Source organism: Psychroflexus curvus, assembly GCF_020164585.1.
In the GTDB taxonomy this organism is placed as follows: domain Bacteria; phylum Bacteroidota; class Bacteroidia; order Flavobacteriales; family Flavobacteriaceae; genus Psychroflexus; species Psychroflexus curvus.
Map to the genome: position 1 here is coordinate 1 of NZ_JAIQZF010000011.1, position 18501 is coordinate 18501.

The window sequence follows — 18501 nt, forward strand, 5'->3', positions numbered from 1 at the left end:
TATGATTGGACAAAAAAAAGACGAGACCGTAGCCCCGTCGCAGGATAGTCAGATAACTTCCTAAAGAATAAAAATATGAAAAAAACTTAAGATTGCTTGTGTTTTTACACAGTATCTTGAGGGAAGAAAGAGATGGGTGTTATGCTCAGAGATTACACCCTTTTCTCTATGTTCTTTTCTCCTTTCTCCTTCTAACCAGAGTGACGCGATGCAATCGCGCACCAAACTTGATGAGTCTGTGAGTTTATGAGTTCTTGAGGAAGAAAATTCCTCCTAAGCTATCGCGAGCGTCTCCTTCGTGAAAAGTGAGGCCTACTAGTTAACCAGTATACCAGCCCGCCTGACTGACGCTAGTCGGGCAGGTTGACCAGTCTACCGGTTTACAGATGAGTTAAATAATTCAAAATTAGTAGAGGTCCCTCTCTATTCTCTTTTTTCTATGTTCTTTTCTCTCCCTTCTACTATCTAACATCTAATATCTAAGAAAAGAAAGATTCCCTGCCCTTGCCGTCAGGCAGGCTCGTCGAAGCAGAAAAAGCTTCTCTGTCGGAATGACACTCCCCGCCCAAGGCGTGTTAGAAGGCCTCTATTTACCTGTATCCAAAGCTTCTTCCAGGGCCTGAACCATATAGCTGTAATGCGCTTTCAATTCGTTTTCTGTAGAACTGATTCTCGTTTTAAAGTGAGACAAAAGGTCCTTTTGAAGGGCCAGGCTGTGTCCTTTGAGTTCTAAAGCCAGATCTTCATCACCTTTCATTTGTATAAGCTGATGCAGCATGTGTTTCTGCAGCTCACGCTCCACCTGATCTGGAGAGGTTCTTGAATAGATGATATCCTCTGCCAGTATCTCCAAAAGTTCCTGAGGAGACAGTCCGTTTCCAGGTAAGGTAGAACTGGTGTCCCACATCCTGTTAAGACGCTTAGCATCGGTGAGACGCTTGAGGACTCTTTTGTTGATGCTAATCAGACTTTCGAGTTTTCCAGATTCGGCAAATTTGGAGACGAGGGCTTCGTCCACCAACCAGTATTGCGGCGTCCAGATGTTGTCGTTTATAAAATCCAAAGCCTCTTTTTGTTTGGATTTACCTGTGGCTTTGTAAGGAATGCCCTGCTGACCTTTATGTAACAAAGTTTCATGGACACCGCCCACATTGGAGACGACGTGATAAATATAGCGTCTGTACACACCAAGCATTTCTCCGTAAAGCTCTTCTAAATCATCAAAATTCTGACCCTGAGGCGTGGTCCAGGAGTTGAGGTTTTTGGCGACAATTTTTAAATTGCTTAAGCCATAGGTGCTTGCTTTGATAGCGTTATCCCCAATGTCTTCGGTCTGAGCGTCGGGATCGTTTCCTCGGCCGCCAAACATATATAGCGGATCGGTACTTTTCTTATCTACAAAATTTCTTAAAATCTTCTGTTCCTGTTCTGCTGAGCTGTTGGGGAAATAGCGATACCCCCACTCGATGGCATAATCATCGTAAGGCCCCAACTGTCTGACAAATCGGATATTTTTATCGCCGGGCTGTGCGATGTAATTGTAACGCGCATAATCCATAATGGTAGCGGCAATCCCCATTTTTTGGGTGAAGCTTCCAGACCTGAGCGAATCTACAGGATAGGCAGAACTGGCTTTCATGTTATGAGGCAAGCCCAGGGCGTGACCTACTTCGTGAGAAATCACACGGCGCATCATCTCTCCGATTTCTTCTTCCGGGGTGTCCAGAGTTCTGGCCTTTGGATTGGCAGCCCCGGTTTCCAGTAAATAGCGGTTACGATACGACCTTAAGTGATTGTGGTACCAGATGATATCCGATTCTATAATCTCACCCGTTCGTGGGTCAGATACACTAGGTCCAACGGCGTTTCTGGTGGTGGAAGCCACGTACCTCACGGTAGAAAAACGCACGTCTTCGGGACTAAAATCAGGATTCTCTTGTTCAGTAGGAGCCATTTTAGCGACTACCGCATTTTTGAAACCTGCTTTTTTGAAGGCAGAATTCCAGTCTTCAATCCCCTGGATAAAATATTTTCTCCATTTTTTGGGAGTCGCAGGGTCCAGGTAATACACGATAGGTTTTTTTGGCTCGGTGAGTTGGCCTCTGGCGTACGCCTTTTCGTCTTTGGGTTCCAGTCTCCAGCGGCGGATGAGTCTGACTTCATCCGACTTTAAAGCGTCGGAGCTGTAGTCGTATTTTCGTATACCAAACCAGCCTACACGCGAGTCTTCGTAGCGCACCTGCATTTTATCTTCCGGCAGAGCGATGATGGAATGGTTGATTTGAAAGGTAAAGGTATTGGTCGAATTGCCACGTGGTGGTTTATCGGTAGGGAAGGTAAGCGTGTGCGTGATTTCGGTGTTTTGAGGAAAGCTTTTCACCGAATTGATACGGCTGCGCTTGTCATCTGCTTTTCCGATTTTATATTCTGATTTTAATCCGTCCGGGATAATGTTGAACGAGGGTGAATCGGCATTGAAAAACGAGGAGACTTCAATAACGATAGCATCTCCTTCTTCAGATTTGATGGGGAAAGACGCCAAAATCGGGTTGAGGTTGTTTTGAGCGACACTCAGGCTGATGGGATCTTCTTCATCGGCGACATTGGTGGTTAAGACCTGCACCAGATCGATAGACTTGCCCACTTTCACAAAGTGAATCATCTGCTCAGACGTCTTTGACCCGGCGTTTCTGTAGGCCGAATAGTTAGCCGGCAACTGCTTTAGGCGAGTCACCATGAGCAGGTCTTTTTCAAGCACGTCTTCAGGGAATTCGAAGTAGAGTTTATCGTCCTCGAAATAGGAAGTGATAAGCCCTTCGTCTTTGGGCATGCTTTGTAAAATAGAATCTAAATCTTTGGAGGTTTTGTCCTGAGCCATTCCTAGTTGAAGACTCAAGGCGAAAACTAATAGTAAGATGTATTTCATGATGTTCACGTTTAATTAGTAGTGGGACTAAATATAAGGGTGAAAGTTTAATGTAGGGGTTAGGGGGGAGGGATTAGGTGGTAGGAAGGAGCTTGGATTTTTCATCGCGGTGTATCGAAGCCGCAGTAGGGGTGAGTTTGTGAGTTGGTGAGTCTGTGAGTTTTTGAGTTCTTGAGGAAGATTGTTTTTAGTTCATCGTATAGTGGTATAATGGTGCAATGGAGTAATAGGGAAAACAATTCATAATTATCAGAAGACCCCCCTCTTTGTTCTATGTTCTTTTCTCCTTTCTCCTTTTAGCCAGGGTGACGCGATGCAATCGCGCACCAAACTTGATGAGTCTGTGAGTCTATGAGTTCTTGAGGAAGAAAATTCCTCCTAAGCTATCGCGAGCGTCTCGCTCGTGAAGAATTAAGCCTTAGGTAGTAGGAATTAGAAGGTAGGTTTTAGGAAGTATAAAGTAGTAGTTAGTCTGTGAGTCTATGAGTTCTTGAGAAAGATTGTTTATAGTTTTTAGTTGGTCGTATAGTGGCATAATCGTATAATCGAGTAATCGAAAAACAATTAAAAATTAATAGAAGCCCCCCTCTTTGTTCTATGTTCTTTTCTCCTTTCTCCTTCAAGCCAGGGTGACGCGATACTCCCGAAGTTTCGGGAGCGCACCAAACTTGATGAGTCTGTGAGTTTATGAGTCTATGAATTCTTGAGGAAGATTGTTTATAGTTTTTAGTTGGTCGTATAGTGGAGTAATCGGAAAAAAAATTATCAATTAATAGAAGACCCTCTTTTCTCTATTCTCTTTTCTCTATGTTCTTTTCTCTCCCTTCTACTATCTAACATCTAACTTTTAATATCTAGATAAAAAACTTTCTTCAAAATACTTCCCATTTTCTTTGGTTTTCTTTAAGAATCTACCCTATTTTTGCTCAACCAAAATCTATTAACGACTACACGTGAACCGCTTATCCTACATCATTCTTCATAAGGCCTTACTTTCAAGGCAAAAACGAATCCAGGACTAGGTATTTACGTAAATTTGGGCGTATAGATGTGCGCTACGGTGACCTGAAAATGGGGCTCACTGTGGCGAAGCCGTGTCAGAGCCTCAAAAAATTAAGCTGTATCATTTTATTTTTTTTATAAGTTCGCTTATCACTAATTTTACCTCACTATGCAGGTTGTTTTATAAATGAATCACACCTCTGAAATTTAATATCAAACACACCAACTAAAAAAATGAAACACATTGTAATCGTATTTCTCGTTGTTATCGCCTGTAGCTCAAGTCTATTCGGTCAGGAATTTCTACAGAAAGGAGATTTAAGCCAGGTGAAAGCGTCTCAGTTTTCAGAGCAGGAATTAAGGCAAATCAACCAGGAACTGGAGGCTAATCAAATGTCTTTCCAGGAAGCCCAGCTGGTAGCCGAAGGAAAAGGAATGCCAAAAGCTGAAATCGCTAAGCTAAAGGCGAGGTTGGAAAGTCTGCCAAAGCAATCGGAGTCCGAGGAGCTTAAGGGCGAAAACGAAAAAGCTTACGAAAAACGTCAGGACTCTTTAAAAACCTATGAAGGCTATGAGGAATCAGATGCTTTAACAAAAGACCTGGACAGTTTAGATAAAAAAAACAGGGTCTTTGGTTCAGAATTATTTACCACCAAGAATTTAAGCTTCGAGCCCAATCAAAATCAAACCACGCCTGCCAATTATATATTGGGCCCTAAAGATCAGCTGGAAATCGTTTTATCCGGAGAGCAGCAGTTCACGTTCTCAGGACGGGTTTCTACTAATGGTAAACTGATCATTCCCAACGTGGGGGTGGTATTCGTGAGCGGTCTCCAATTTGAAGCTGCCGTAAGCCGAATTAAACTGGAAATGCAAAAAATATTCTCATCGCTTAGAACTGGCGATAGCAGGTTATCTGTGACTGTATCCAATTACAGAAGCATATTTGTGACTATCATAGGGGCTAAGCAGCCTGGAAATTATAAGGTAAGCTCTATGAGTACGGTATTTAATGCCTTGCATATCGCAGGAGGTCCAAATGCTTTAGGAAGTTACAGAGCTATAGAACTCATTAGGGATAATGAAGTGATAAGAACCATAGATTTATACGATTTCCTCACCAAAGGCGACCAAAGCGATAATTTAGCCTTACAGGATAATGACATTATAAGAATCCCAACCTTTAAGGGGCGCATTGATTTAAAAGGTGAATTCAAAAATCCGGGCATATACGAAATCTTACCCGGGGAGGATCTGGATCAAATTATCAACTATGCATCAGGTTTTACAGAAGATGCCTACCTCAACAGAATTTTGGTAAGACAGAAAACCGATAACGAGTTGAGGATAGAAGATTTAAACAGTAAAAACTACAAAAACTACCTGCCTTTGGCAGGGGATGAGGTTATCGTAGCCGGAATCCTGAACCGATACGAAAACAGAGTCCAGATTAAGGGGGCGGTTTACAGACCTGGAGACTATAGCCTGAAAGAAGAGGAGGTTTTAAAGGTGAGTGACCTGATTGAAAAGGCCGATGGCGTAAAGGAAAATGTATTCTTACCTAAAGCTTCGTTGATTCGTCAAAAAGAGGATTTAACGACAGAGTACATCGATATAGATTTGCAGGCTGTTCTGAGTGGGCAGGAGTCCTCTGATATCCAGCTTCAGAGGGAAGATATTCTGGTTGTGTTTTATGATGAAACCCTCTTAGAATCCTTTACCAATACCATAGAGGGAGAGGTCAGGGAGCCTGGAATTTATCCTTACTCAGAAGATAAAACTTTATATGATCTTTTGCTGGAAGCGGGCTACTTTACAGAAAAAGCATCTCAAAAAGTCATTGTGTACAGGCGAATTATCAGCGACGATTACATACCGGCAGATCAGGAAAAGCTGATTAACTTTCAGCTGGAGATAGACCCTCAAAACCCTGAGAGGGCGGCCAGCTTTATGCTGATGCCACAGGACCACGTCATCGTAAGGAAAATAATTTCCTACGAAGTCCCTTCTATGGTGACTTTAGAAGGAGAGGTGCTTTACCCTGGGCAATATGCCCTGATTAAAGAAAATGAAAAGCTTACCGATTTTATCAAACGCAGCGGAGGTTTTACCGATCTGGCATTCCTTAAATCGGTTAGAATACTGCGAAATGACAAAATAATCCCTATCGACTGGTCTGAAATAGAAAAATCTAAGGGGGCTGCAGATATCTTTACTTTAGAGCCTGGTGATACTGTTCAGGTGCCTAAAAGAAGCCAGACGGTGGTGGTAGAAGGCAATGTAATGCTGGAAACAGAAGTGATTTACAAGAAAAACAGAAGCCTTAGGTATTATCTCAAAAATGCAGGAGGAGTAGATGACCGAGGGATGAAACGCAAGACGTTTATTGTTTATCCCAACGGCTCGGCTGCAAATACCAAGAGTTTTCTGGGCATAAAATCCTATCCTAAGGTTCAGCCAGGCAGTAGAATTGTAGTGCCGGCCAAGCCGGAACGAGAGGGATTAGATGTGACCCAGATTATAGGGCTTGCGTCTACCTTAGCCTCACTGGCAGCCATCATTTTTGGCATTACCCGATAGTCCTATTAACTGCTCCTATTCACAATTACTTATTCATAATTAGTTTATTATGCAAAACAAAGAGTTACCTCAGGACGATGACCTCAGTCTTAAAGAGATAGTTCATACCATACAAGGCTATTACACCTATCTTAAATCCAAGAAAATATACATAACTGTCCTTGTTCTGGTAGGTGCTTTGCTGGGTTTAGCCTATGCGAGCCTTAAGACTCCAATATACACAGCAAGTTTAAGCTATGCTGTAGAAGAAGGTAAGTCTGGCGGGGGTAACCTCTCTGGTATTGCGAGTTCTTTTGGTTTGAATATTGGCGGTGGAGGCAACTCCGGGGTGTTTGCAGGAAATAATCTGATGGCACTTTATAAATCCCGTTCAATGGTAGAGCAGACCCTCCTGGCTCCGGTAGCGGTCAACGACCAAAGCCTGTCCTTAGCAGAATATTATATACAGGATAAAAACTGGCGGGAAGACTGGCAGGAGGAACCAGACCTCAACCAAAGCCTAACATTTCCTCCTCAGGCCAATCGTGCGTTATTTTCAAGATCTCAGGATAGTATTCTGGGCTTGATTTACAAACAACTCACCAAAGAGCATCTAAGCGTAGAACAAAAAGACAAGGACGTGGCTATAGGCACCATCAGTCTGACCCATCCTGATGAATATTTTGCTCAACAGTTTACCCTTGCCCTTACCGAAACGGTGACCGATTTTTATGTAGAAACCAAAAGCAAGCGTTCCAAAGAAAACCTGGATATCCTTCAGCATCAGACCGACTCGATAAGAACGGCCTTAAACCAAAGCATAAAAGGCGTTGCAGTGGCTAATGACAACACCTTCGGCCTTAATCCAGCTTATAATGTAAAACGGGTGCCCTCTGCAAAAGAACAAGTCGATGTGCAGGCCAATACAGCGATTCTGGAAGAACTGGTTAAGCAAACCGAGCTGGCCAGAGTCAGCCTCCGCAAACAAACCCCGCTCATTCAGGTCATAGACCGCCCTATTTTACCTTTGGAAAAAGAAGAGACAAGCCTGTTAAAATCTATAGTAGTTGGTGGCTTTATCGCCGGGGTTTTAGTCGTTGGTTTTTTTATTGGGTATAGAGAATATAAAAAGGCGATGGAATGATTAGTAAACCAGTATACTAGCTGACCTGCCCGACTTGCGTCAGTCAGGCGGGCTGGTAGACCAGTAAGTTGGTTAGTTGACAGTCTAAAAAAACGAAGACTAAGACAAAGACGTTGACTAAGACTGGAGTTAGTTTTTAGTGAAGAGTGAGCAGTGAAATGTTTGTATGAAACATAGACGAAGACGAAAACTTTGACTAAGACTGACTTGTGTTTAAGTGAAAGGTAATTTATAGTAGACCAGTAGACCAGTATACCGGTAGACCAGGTGACAAGTAGAACGGTAGATTATCAAATCGGAAAATAAATACTAAGATTATTTACCCCAACCCTATACCGAAGCCTCGGTAGGAGTGTGGTTTTATGAGGTTCAAAATTAATCAGGAAACCAGTATACCAGCTAACCAGTATATTATTGAATCAGACAATAAATATTAATATTTTGATTAGTTACCCCAACCCTAAAGGGAGTTAGATATAGATAGCTTTAAAATCACAGATATATATTAGCCATTCACCCGCCTCAGGCGGGCCGGAGAAAAATGGCTTTGTAATGGATTATATGATGAAAAAATCACCTTATCATCAAGATAGTATGTTTAAAGGTGCTTCTCCTGAAATATTTTTAAAGGCAAAGAAATTAAGACAAAACTTAACTGAAGCTGAAAAAGTATTGTGGGAGTTACTACGGTCTAAAGAAACTTTAGGGCATAGATTTAGACGACAACATCCTTTCGGGAACTATATCTTAGATTTTTACAATCACGAATTAAAGCTTTGTATTGAAATAGATGGGGAATATCATTTTAAAAAAGAGCAAAAGGAAAAAGATGATGATCGAGAAGATTTTTTAAATTTCAATGAAATTAGCATTATTCGTTATACCAATGATCAAGTTTTAAATGATATACAGAGTGTATTGAAAGATTTAAAGAGAGCTATTAAAAAAATAGAGAACTAGTTGTAGTTTTTTATTACCCCAGCCCTAAAGGGAGTAAGATATAGATAGCTTTGAAATTACTTGATATAAATAGCCATTCACCCGCCTCAGGCGGCTTGGTGGAAAATGGTAGTACTTTTAACTCCAACCCTAAAGGGAGTTAAAAATAGATACCTTTAATGTTTTTGTGATGTAAAAAGCAATTCACCCGCCACAAGCAGGCCGGGGTAAAATGGCGGTGTTTTATCTTTTGTTACCTTAAACCTATACCCCTCGCTCTAAAGGGAGGGAGGGAATTTTGAATATAAGGCGAATGCTCCGCCAACCTTTAGGGCTGGGGAAAGCGGAGAAAACCAAAACCCCTTTATCCCTACCGAAGTTTCGGTAGGAGTAAGATATAGATAGATTTAAAATCAATTACAAATAACCCGTCACCCAGTATTCTGATCACCTAATTTACTAGCAATCAATCATAAATACAACATGAAAAAAAATCTCATCATTTTCGGAACAAGACCGGAAGCTATTAAAATGGCGCCTTTGGTCAAAGCTTTTCAGGAGCGAACGGAAGAGTTTGAAACAAAAGTCTGCGTCACGGCACAACATCGTGAAATGTTGGATCAGGTGTTGGATTTTTTTGAAATCAAGCCAGACTATGATTTGGACCTGATGAAGCCCAATCAAAACCTATATAACCTCACTGCGACCATTATAACTGAAATGAAGGCCGTGTTGGAAGATTTTAAGCCTGATTTTGTATATGTACACGGCGATACCACTACAACGATGGCGGCAGGTTTAGCTTCGTTTTATAGCGGAGCTAAGTTATGCCATGTGGAAGCAGGCTTAAGAACACATAACAAATGGTCTCCTTTTCCCGAAGAAATAAACAGACAGGTGACTGGACGTATAACTGACTATCACTTTTCACCTACAGAAACTTCCAAAGCCAATTTACTCAAGGAAAACGTTGATGAAAAAAACATTCTCGTCACCGGAAATACAGTGGTTGATGCGCTCATGATTAGCTCTGAAAAAGTAAAAAATTACACCTCTGAACACATTGAAACCTTAAAGAAAGATATTGATTTTTCTAAAAAGATTATTCTTATCACTGGTCATAGACGAGAAAATCACGGGCAGGGCTTTGAGAATATCTGCAAGGCTTTAAAAGAAATCGCCACAAAAAATAAAGATGTAGAGTTAATCTATCCGGTACATCTCAATCCAAATGTTCAAAAACCGGTTTATGAATATTTGTCGGATATCCCTAATATTCATCTTATCGATCCTATGGCCTATCCGGAATTTGTCTGGTTGATGAACAAAAGCTACATCATCATCACCGATAGCGGCGGCATTCAGGAAGAAGCCCCAAGTCTAGGCAAACCGGTTATGGTGATGAGAGATACCACGGAAAGACCAGAAGCTGTTGAAGCAGGGACCGTGATTCTTGTAGGAACGGATACTGATAAAATCATCACTGAAACTCAAAAGTTATTAGAAGATACGTCGCATTACCAAAGCATGAGCAGATTGCACAATCCTTATGGCGATGGTAAGGCTTGCGATAAGATTATTAATTATATCAAAGCAATTGAGTTATAAGCAAATATTTTAATATTGTAAATAAAAAATCAACCATGAAAGTAACTACCATCGGTCTGGGCTATATCGGACTTCCAACATCAGCGCTAATCGCCCAGAATAAAATTCAGGTATGTGGTGTGGATGTCAATCCTGAGGTTGTCAAAACCATCAATAAAGGAGAAATCCATATCGTGGAACCTGATTTGGATAAAGCTGTAGCCTCTTCGGTGAAGGATAAGTTCCTAAAAGCCTATACAGAACCTCAGGAAGCAGAGGTGTATCTTGTTGTCGTACCGACACCTTTTAAAGGAAACCACGAACCAGATATATCTTACGTGGAAGCAGCAACCAATGGCATCATACCACTTCTTAAAGAAGACGATTTATACATCATAGAGTCTACTTCGCCAGTAGGAACTACAGAAAAAATGGCGAAACTCATCTATAGCCAAAGACCGGAGTTGAAAGGAAAATTACATATGGCGTACTGCCCGGAACGGGTACTCCCTGGAAATGTCATGCATGAACTGGTTCATAACGATAGAGTGATTGGTGGTGTGGATAAACAAAGCACTCAAAAAGCCATTGATTTTTACAGGCTTTTTGTGAAGGGAGAATTGCATGCCACCAATGCAAGGACAGCAGAAATGTGTAAGTTGACTGAAAACTCCAGTCGCGATGTGCAAATTGCCTTTGCAAATGAATTGTCGCTTATATGTGACAAGGCCGATATTGATGTCTGGGAACTTATCAAATTAGCCAATAAACATCCACGGGTGAATATTCTACAACCGGGTTGTGGTGTAGGCGGGCATTGTATCGCCGTAGATCCCTATTTTATCACTTCAGAGTTTCCTATGGAATCACAAATTATCGGGAAAGCCAGAGAAATTAATAATTATAAGAGCTTCTGGTGTGCCGAGCAGGTTAAAAAAGCCAAACACGACTTTAAACTCAAGCACGGTAGAACTCCATCCATAGCCTTGATGGGTTTGGCCTTTAAGCCCAACATAGACGACCTTAGAGAATCTCCTGCCAAATACATTGCCCAAAAAATCATGCAGGACGCTCATGATGAAGAATACTTTATTGTAGAACCCAATATAAAAGACCATCAGGTGTTTAAAATTACACCTTACCAGGAAGCGGTTAAAAAAGCAGATATTATAGCCTTTTTAGTGGCCCATAAAGAATTTAATGACGTACAACTTTCAGAGGATAAAGTCATCCTAGATTTTGCTGGAGTTTTAAATAAATAATTTAGCAATTAATGATTTACAAATAAAAATCAAAGATTGCAATTATGATAAAATCTAAAAACATACTCATCACTGGTGGTGCAGGATTTATTGATATCTATGTTATTCCTGATTATCAAATCTTTAATTTGAATACTATTGATTTATTCTGGTAATATCAAAATTTTTAAAAATGAATAAATGTCCCGAAATTATAAATAAAGTCTATGATTATGTTATCCCTTTAAGATACTTAGTTCCATGGCTCAGATATCCTATGAGAAATAAAATACTGGATAATGAGCCTTTTTTTATAATAGGTTCAGGAAGGTCAGGTACAACATTATTGAGAAGAATATTAATTCAAGTAGAGGGTGTACATATTCCACCTGAAACATATGTTTTGGGAGGTGTAATAAAAATATATCGACAACATGCAGGAATGAGATGGTTTAGTTTAGTTGACCTGATTTTGTCAACTTATGAATATCATCCAGAATTCTATACATTTAATTTAGGTAGTCTTAGAGAGCTTGCATCAAGACTAAAGAATCTACCATCTGAACAAAGATGTTTAGTTTCGATTATTGATAACATTTACAGGTTTCATGCTGAAAAAAATGAAATTAAATGTAAAGTTTGGGGAGATAAGACGCCTTTAAATACTTTAAATATAAAAAGAATTGACAGTGTGTTTGAAAATTCAAAGTATATTCATTTAATTAGAAATCCCTATGATGTGATTTACTCATATACAAAAAATGAATTACAGGCTGATGTATCATCAGCAGCAAGGCGATGGAATGAGGCTAATAAGAAAGCTTTAGAGTTCTCGAAAAACAATAAAGAACGAGTATTGAAAGTAAGATATGAGGAACTAGTGTCTCAACCTAAAGATGTAGTTAAGAAAATTTTCAATTTTCTTAACCTAGATTATAATGATAAATATTTGGATTCAGAAAATCATAAAATTGTTACTATGGGTGATGTTGAAAAGAAAAAACATCACTACAATTTAGGAAAAAAAATAACTAGAGGGAGTATAGGGAAAGGATTAAAGAATTTAAGTAAAGAGGAATTGATACTGATAGAGCCACTTATTTTTAACATAAAAAATAAACTCGGATACTAAATAGCTCGATGGGTATAAAAAAAAATGCTATTGGAGGTGCGAAATGGACAGGCACTTCAAAACTAGGAGCTGCATTACTTCAATTTGGGCAAATAGTTATTTTGGGAAGAATACTCTCACCTGAAGATTTTGGATTAATGTCGATGGTGATGGTTGTTATTGGATTTACTCAAGCATACATGGATATGGGTATTAGTAACGCTATAATAAGTATACAAAATTCTACTAAAAGACAATTATCATCTGTTTACTGGTTAAATATTTTTGCTGGAGTAATTTTATTCTTAGTTCTAAATTCAGCATCTTCTTTGATTCAAGCTTTCTACAAAGAACCTAGGCTTGAAGATTTAGTTTTTCTTGCTTCATTTGTGTTTTTAATTACCCCCATAGGCCAACAATTTTATGTTTTGTTGCAAAAAGAATTGCGATTTAAATTATTGGCAATTTTTGAAATTTTATCATATTCGGTAGGAATTGTTACTTCTATAATATTAGCTCTCAAAGGCTTTGGAGTATACTCCTTAATTTGGGGGCAAATTGTAAGTGTTTCTATACGAACATTATTTACTGCATACATAGGTTTTAATGAATCCCCTCCTGGGTTTGAATTTAAATATAGTGAGATAAAGGAATATATCAATTTTGGTTTATACCAAATGGGAGAAAAATCTTTAAACTTTTTTTCAAAAAATGTAGATTACTTATTGATTGGAAGATATTTTGGTGCTGACATATTAGGAGCTTACACTATAGCATTTCAATTAATTATAATTCCAGTTCAGAAAATTAATCCAATTCTGACAACAGTCGCGTTTCCTTTATTTTCAAAATATAAAAATAATAATGAAATACTACGTAATGCATATTTTACAATAAGCAAATTTTTGACGTTTGTATCCTATCCAGGATTGATGTTTCTTGCTGTCACATCACATTTAATAATTCCTGTACTTTTCGGAGAAGGATGGGATTTAACAATTAAGCTGGTTCCTATAATGGTTATTATTGGATTAATAAGATCTTTAGGCAATCCCGCAGGCTCAATTTATTTAGCAAAAGGTAAAGCAGATGTCGGCTTTTATTTTAACTTGTTTATTGCTGCTTCGAATTTAATAGCTTTTTGGATTGCTTCCAAGTTTAGTGTTTATCATGTAGCTTGGACCTTTTCAATCATGAACATTCTCTATTTTTTAACACATAGATATGTAGTTGATAAAATGTTAAAATCCAATTGGATATGGTATTTAAAACCATTATGGAAAAATATACTTATATCTCTAGTTAGTTCAATTTTTGTTTTTTTTATCCAAGATTTCTTAGAATTCAAAATGAATATGAAACTTATTTTCTCAATATTAATAATGGGAGTTTTCTATTTTGGTTTACAATTTATATTCAATAAAAATTATTTAAATGAAATTTATTACAATTATCTGAGATGAAAGTAAAAGAAGGAAGTAAGTTATTGCTTTGCACCCATGCTTACCCTCCTGATTCAGGAGGTATCGCAGCCTTTGCAAGAGACATACATTGTATGTTCATAGAAATGAATTGGAGCGTAAGAGTATATAAATATAAATACAAACCTATAAAGAACAAATGGGGGCTTTTAAGAAATTACTATAAAAGCATCTTAAACTTTTACAAAACGGTTAATGATGAATCATTTGATGTTATAATATCTACAAAAATTCAACCTTATGGTTTAATATCTATATTATTGAATCCATTTATTAATGCTAAAGTCATCATACAGGTTCATGGTACTGAAATTGAAGGACGTTATAAAAAAGGCTGGCGGAGGAAATTATATCAATTTACATATAATAATGCTGATCAGGTGTGGGCAAATTCAAATAACACCATCTGTAGATTAGAGAAATTTGGTGTTAAACCAGAAAAAATTAAGTTATTATATCCTTTTTTAACTAACGATATTTTATCTATTAATAGAGAACACTACAAAAACTCAGCATCTTCAATATTTACGATTTTTACAGCTGGAGCTTTATATCCTAGAAAAGGTATTGATTTGGTTTTAAAAGCATTAAGTAATCTGAAAGAATATGAATGGCAATATATAATTGCGGGACAAACTTTAGTAGGTTACGAAGATTACTATGAAGAATTAGCAAAGAATCTAGGTATAGAAGAAAGAGTTAAATTTCTGGGACAAGTTGAACGAAAGCTGGTATGGGCAAATATGAAGGAAGCAGATATTTTTATTTTAACTAGTAGAGCTTTACCCAACGATATTGAAAGTTTTGGGATTGTTTTTATGGAAGCCCTTTATTTTGGAACTCCTTGTATAGGTACTAATACTGGAGGAATACCGGAAGCAATAGGTGAAGGAGGGATTTTGATAGAAAATGAAAATATAGATCAGCTAAATAGAGGATTAAAAAAAATGATAAATGATAAAGATTATAGACTAGAAATATCACGAAAAGGACGTACGAGAATCTTGAATGATTTTATGATGCATAGTAGAATTCAAGATGTGATAAGATATCTTGACTTATCTCAGAAAGTAAAGTGATATACTTATAAATGAAACTTTTTAATCTAATTTTTTATATTTTATTATTTTTTGGTTTTTTTTTACCAACAAATTCTAATTTTTATATTCCATTACCTGGTTTTTTATTACAATTTAATGAGTTAGCATTTTTGTTGCTACCTTTTGTAAATACTTTATGCACATCTAAAAAACAAGTCCGATTAAAAGATTTTAAACTAAAAAAGAAAATAGTTTTATTATTATTCATTATACTTTTTACAGAAATTATAATTAAAGGTTTGCTGTATAACCAATCTATAGTAGAATCCTTTAAAGCTGTAAGAGTTGGTTTACCTTTATTTTCGTCAGTGGTATTGCTGGCTCAAGGCGTGCGAGCAGATATTAGGGTGATTTGGAAAGTGTTATTATGGGCCATAATATCATCAGTAATTCTATCTATTATTTCCATTTTCATAATGCTCCCTATTTATAATGATATAGAAGCTAGTGACAATATAATAGAAGTATTTCGAGGTAGAATTACGAATTCAAATGCAGCTTTTGGTATTATTGGACTTTATTTGTTATTTAAAGATAAAGACAAATGGTATAATCAAGGATTATTGGTTAAAACAGCTTCTGTTTTAAGTGTTATATCCTTAATTTTATCCTTTAACAGAACCTATTTAGCTATCCTAGCTCTCGAATTTTTGTATTTGTCATTTACAACGTTATCATTTAAAAATGTATTCAAATTAATAAGTCTATCTGTAATTCTTTTTGGAATTGTAATATGGTCATACAATAATATAGAACAGGTTCAAAGACAATTAGATAGAAGAATATTATCAATTATTTTAGGGCAAACAAACTTATATGAATCTGCTATTGAAAATTCTCGGACTGTAATTTATGAAGGCATCGTTGAAAGAGTCAATGAAGGGCATTGGATCATAGGTTTGCCTATTGATAAACCTATATTTTATTGGCAAAAACCCACTGGTGCTGAGCCTATGATTATAACGGATACATCTTTAGTAAATATTCTTTTGAGGTATGGCATGATTCCTCTAATCCTATTTTTGTGGATTTTACACTATATGTATCGGGAATCATCATCTGGCATTGTCCCTTTTACATTAATTATATTTTTAATTGCATCGCTAAACATTGACTCCTTATTAAGGCATAATTCGATTTTATTTTTAATAATATTGATATTCATAACTCATCATGAAAAAAAAAACAGCTAAAAATTTAAAAATAGCTATGATAGCCCGTACTAATGGTCTTGAATATGATGACCGTATCAGGAAAGAGTGTATCACTTTATCTAAAATAGCTGATATAAAAATCTTTGTTAATTTTTCAGATAATAGAGAAGGAAAAGGTGTGACATCTTATGGAATACCGTTCGAATCTATAAAATTAAAATCTCGTGAAAAACTAAAGCAAAAAAATAATTTAATATTGAAATCCTTAGAGTTTTACTTGAAAGTAAAGAGTAAACTTAAGCATTACGATATGCAATGGATTCACGGAGAGGAAACAGCTATTTTTGCATTATTTGCACCTAAGAATAAATTCATATGGGATCAGCATGAATTACCGGAAAGCTTCTATAAGAAACCCTTTAAGTCTCTATTCCATCGCATTGAAAAGAATTGCTCTTATATGCTTCATGCTAATAGCTATCGAATTGATTATTTGAGAAGGAACGGGGTGATAGAAATTGTTAACAAGCATATCTCTATCAGGAACTACCCAGACAACATTTTTTCAGATAAAACTGGTTTAGGCTCAGATGAAAATTTTATGAATTGGCTTAATGATCATGAATACGTTTATTTGCAAGGTATTTCTAAGGAAGATAGGCTTCCTTATAACACATTAGAAGCTATTCTTTCTGAAACTGATTTAAAAATTGTAATTGTGGGAGGGCTATATAAACAAGATGAAAAGAAATTATTAGATAAATATGGTGATATTGGTTTTAAAAATAAAGTCTATAATACAGGAATGGTTAATCAACTTGATATTCCAATATATTTAAAAAATGCTAAATTCAGTGTTGTATTGTATGATATATCTAATCCTAATAATCGGTATTGTGAACCTAACCGTATGTATCAGGCTCTAAGTTATGGTATTCCTGTCATTGTAGGCTGCAATGAACCCATGAAAGATCTTGTCGATTCAAATAATTTTGGAATAGTTTTAGAAGATGATGGAAATAATGTTGAAATATTAAAAAAAGCGATAAGGAGTATAAATATTAAGTCAGAGTTGTATAAAGAAATGATAATAAAAAATAAACAAAAAATTAATTGGTGCCAGCAAGAAGATAAAATCCTTGAACTTTTAAATGTATAAATTGATTAATGAAAATTATTTTTTTATCACCAGTTCAGAAAGACGCCAGAATTGAAAGGCGTATTAATAATATTGTAAATGAATTAAGTGGCGCAGAATTCAAATTATTATATTATAGAAGAGATTATTATGGGGAAGGAACTCACAAAGTAGAAAATGAATCTTTAGGAGAAATTAATCATGGTAAATACATTATTAGATTTTTTAAAATTTTAAAAAACATTCCAAAAATCAGACGTGAAGCGAATACGACGAATGTTTTTTATGTATTTAGTATGGATTTACTTCTGCTACTAATTTTGTCTACATTTAATAAAAGAAAATTTAAATTGATATATGAAATTGCTGATTTAGGGGGTCGTACTTCAAGTAATTTACAATCAAAAACCATAAATTTTATTGAAAACATTCTATTAAAGTATGTTGATATATTAGTTCTTACCTCTAAAGAATATTTGAAACATTTTGAGGCATTAAAAAATCACGACAGGAGTAAAAATTTCATTCTTGAAAATAAAATCGATCCAAAGAAATACATACAAAACAGCAACGATAAATCATTCAATGAAAATAAAATTGTAATTGGATATTTTGGTCTCATCAGGTCAAAAAAATCTTTAGATATGTTAATAGAATTAGCAAATCAAAGGGAAAATAAAATCCATGTTTTCATAGCTGGAAAATTTCTAGGAACAGAAAATTATATAGAAAAAATAAAAGGTTTAAATAATATTGAATATTTTGGCACTTATCAATCTCCTTCGGATTTACCTAACTTATATAGCTCCATAGATCTTAGCTGGGTAGCTCATAATCATCAAAACTCACAATTTGCTCGCGCTAATAGGTTTTATGAAGCATGTTTTTATAAAAAGCCAATGATTACTCAGGTAGGCACTGCTGATGGAAATATAGTTGATGAAAAAAATTTAGGTCTTTCAATTGATATGAATAATATGGAAGATTCAGTTGATCAAATACTAAATATAGACACAATATCTTTCGATAAGTGGAAAAGAAATTTAAAAAACTTGCCCCCTAGTGCTTATTCGTACACAGATGAGCATAATAGACTTATAGGCTTAATTCAAAATTGAT

General features: G+C 36.5%; 12 protein-coding genes. 11 read left to right on the forward strand and 1 reads right to left on the reverse strand.

The window, feature by feature from the left end:
* Window positions 1-586: 586 nt before the first annotated feature.
* Window positions 587-2926, reverse strand: a complete 2340-nt coding sequence (locus LB450_RS13255; protein WP_224489721.1) for a zinc-dependent metalloprotease — start codon at window positions 2924-2926, stop codon at window positions 587-589.
* Window positions 2927-4162: 1236 nt separating this feature from the next.
* Here LB450_RS13255 and LB450_RS13260 point away from each other — a divergent pair.
* The 11 genes from LB450_RS13260 (at window position 4163) to LB450_RS13310 (ending at window position 18500) form a co-directional block, all read left to right on the forward strand.
* Window positions 4163-6508: an SLBB domain-containing protein gene (locus tag LB450_RS13260; protein ID WP_224489722.1), complete on the forward strand. Its 2346-nt coding sequence runs from the start codon at window positions 4163-4165 to the stop codon at window positions 6506-6508.
* Between the two features lie 49 nt (window positions 6509-6557).
* On the forward strand, window positions 6558-7631 hold the full coding sequence (locus tag LB450_RS13265) for a GumC domain-containing protein (protein ID WP_224489723.1): 1074 nt from the start codon (window positions 6558-6560) through the stop codon (window positions 7629-7631).
* A gap of 552 nt (window positions 7632-8183) precedes the next feature.
* Entirely contained in the window at window positions 8184-8591 is a 408-nt protein-coding gene (locus LB450_RS13270) for an endonuclease domain-containing protein (protein WP_224489724.1), read from the forward strand.
* 462 nt (window positions 8592-9053) lie between these two features.
* Window positions 9054-10178 carry a non-hydrolyzing UDP-N-acetylglucosamine 2-epimerase gene (wecB, locus tag LB450_RS13275; protein WP_224489725.1) on the forward strand — a complete coding sequence of 375 codons (1125 nt, stop codon included), beginning with the start codon at window positions 9054-9056 and terminating at the stop codon, window positions 10176-10178.
* Window positions 10179-10213: 35 nt separating this feature from the next.
* On the forward strand, window positions 10214-11419 hold the full coding sequence (gene wecC / locus LB450_RS13280) for a UDP-N-acetyl-D-mannosamine dehydrogenase (RefSeq protein WP_224489726.1): 1206 nt from the start codon (window positions 10214-10216) through the stop codon (window positions 11417-11419).
* Between the two features lie 172 nt (window positions 11420-11591).
* Window positions 11592-12530, forward strand: a complete 939-nt coding sequence (locus tag LB450_RS13285) for a sulfotransferase family protein (protein WP_224489728.1) — start codon at window positions 11592-11594, stop codon at window positions 12528-12530.
* A gap of 8 nt (window positions 12531-12538) precedes the next feature.
* Entirely contained in the window at window positions 12539-13972 is a 1434-nt protein-coding gene (locus LB450_RS13290; protein WP_224489729.1) for an MOP flippase family protein, read from the forward strand.
* Window positions 13969-15069 carry a glycosyltransferase family 4 protein gene (locus LB450_RS13295; protein WP_224489730.1) on the forward strand — a complete coding sequence of 367 codons (1101 nt, stop codon included), beginning with the start codon at window positions 13969-13971 and terminating at the stop codon, window positions 15067-15069. Before LB450_RS13290 ends, LB450_RS13295 begins: the two co-directional genes overlap by 4 nt.
* Window positions 15070-15080: 11 nt before the next feature.
* Entirely contained in the window at window positions 15081-16283 is a 1203-nt protein-coding gene (locus tag LB450_RS13300) for a hypothetical protein (RefSeq protein ID WP_224489731.1), read from the forward strand.
* Window positions 16264-17403, forward strand: a complete 1140-nt coding sequence (locus tag LB450_RS13305; protein ID WP_224489733.1) for a glycosyltransferase — start codon at window positions 16264-16266, stop codon at window positions 17401-17403. Before LB450_RS13300 ends, LB450_RS13305 begins: the two co-directional genes overlap by 20 nt.
* Window positions 17404-17411: 8 nt before the next feature.
* Window positions 17412-18500 (forward strand): glycosyltransferase, encoded by a 1089-nt coding sequence (locus tag LB450_RS13310; RefSeq protein ID WP_224489734.1) that lies wholly within the window; start codon window positions 17412-17414, stop codon window positions 18498-18500.
* The last annotated feature ends 1 nt before the right edge of the window (window position 18501 follow it).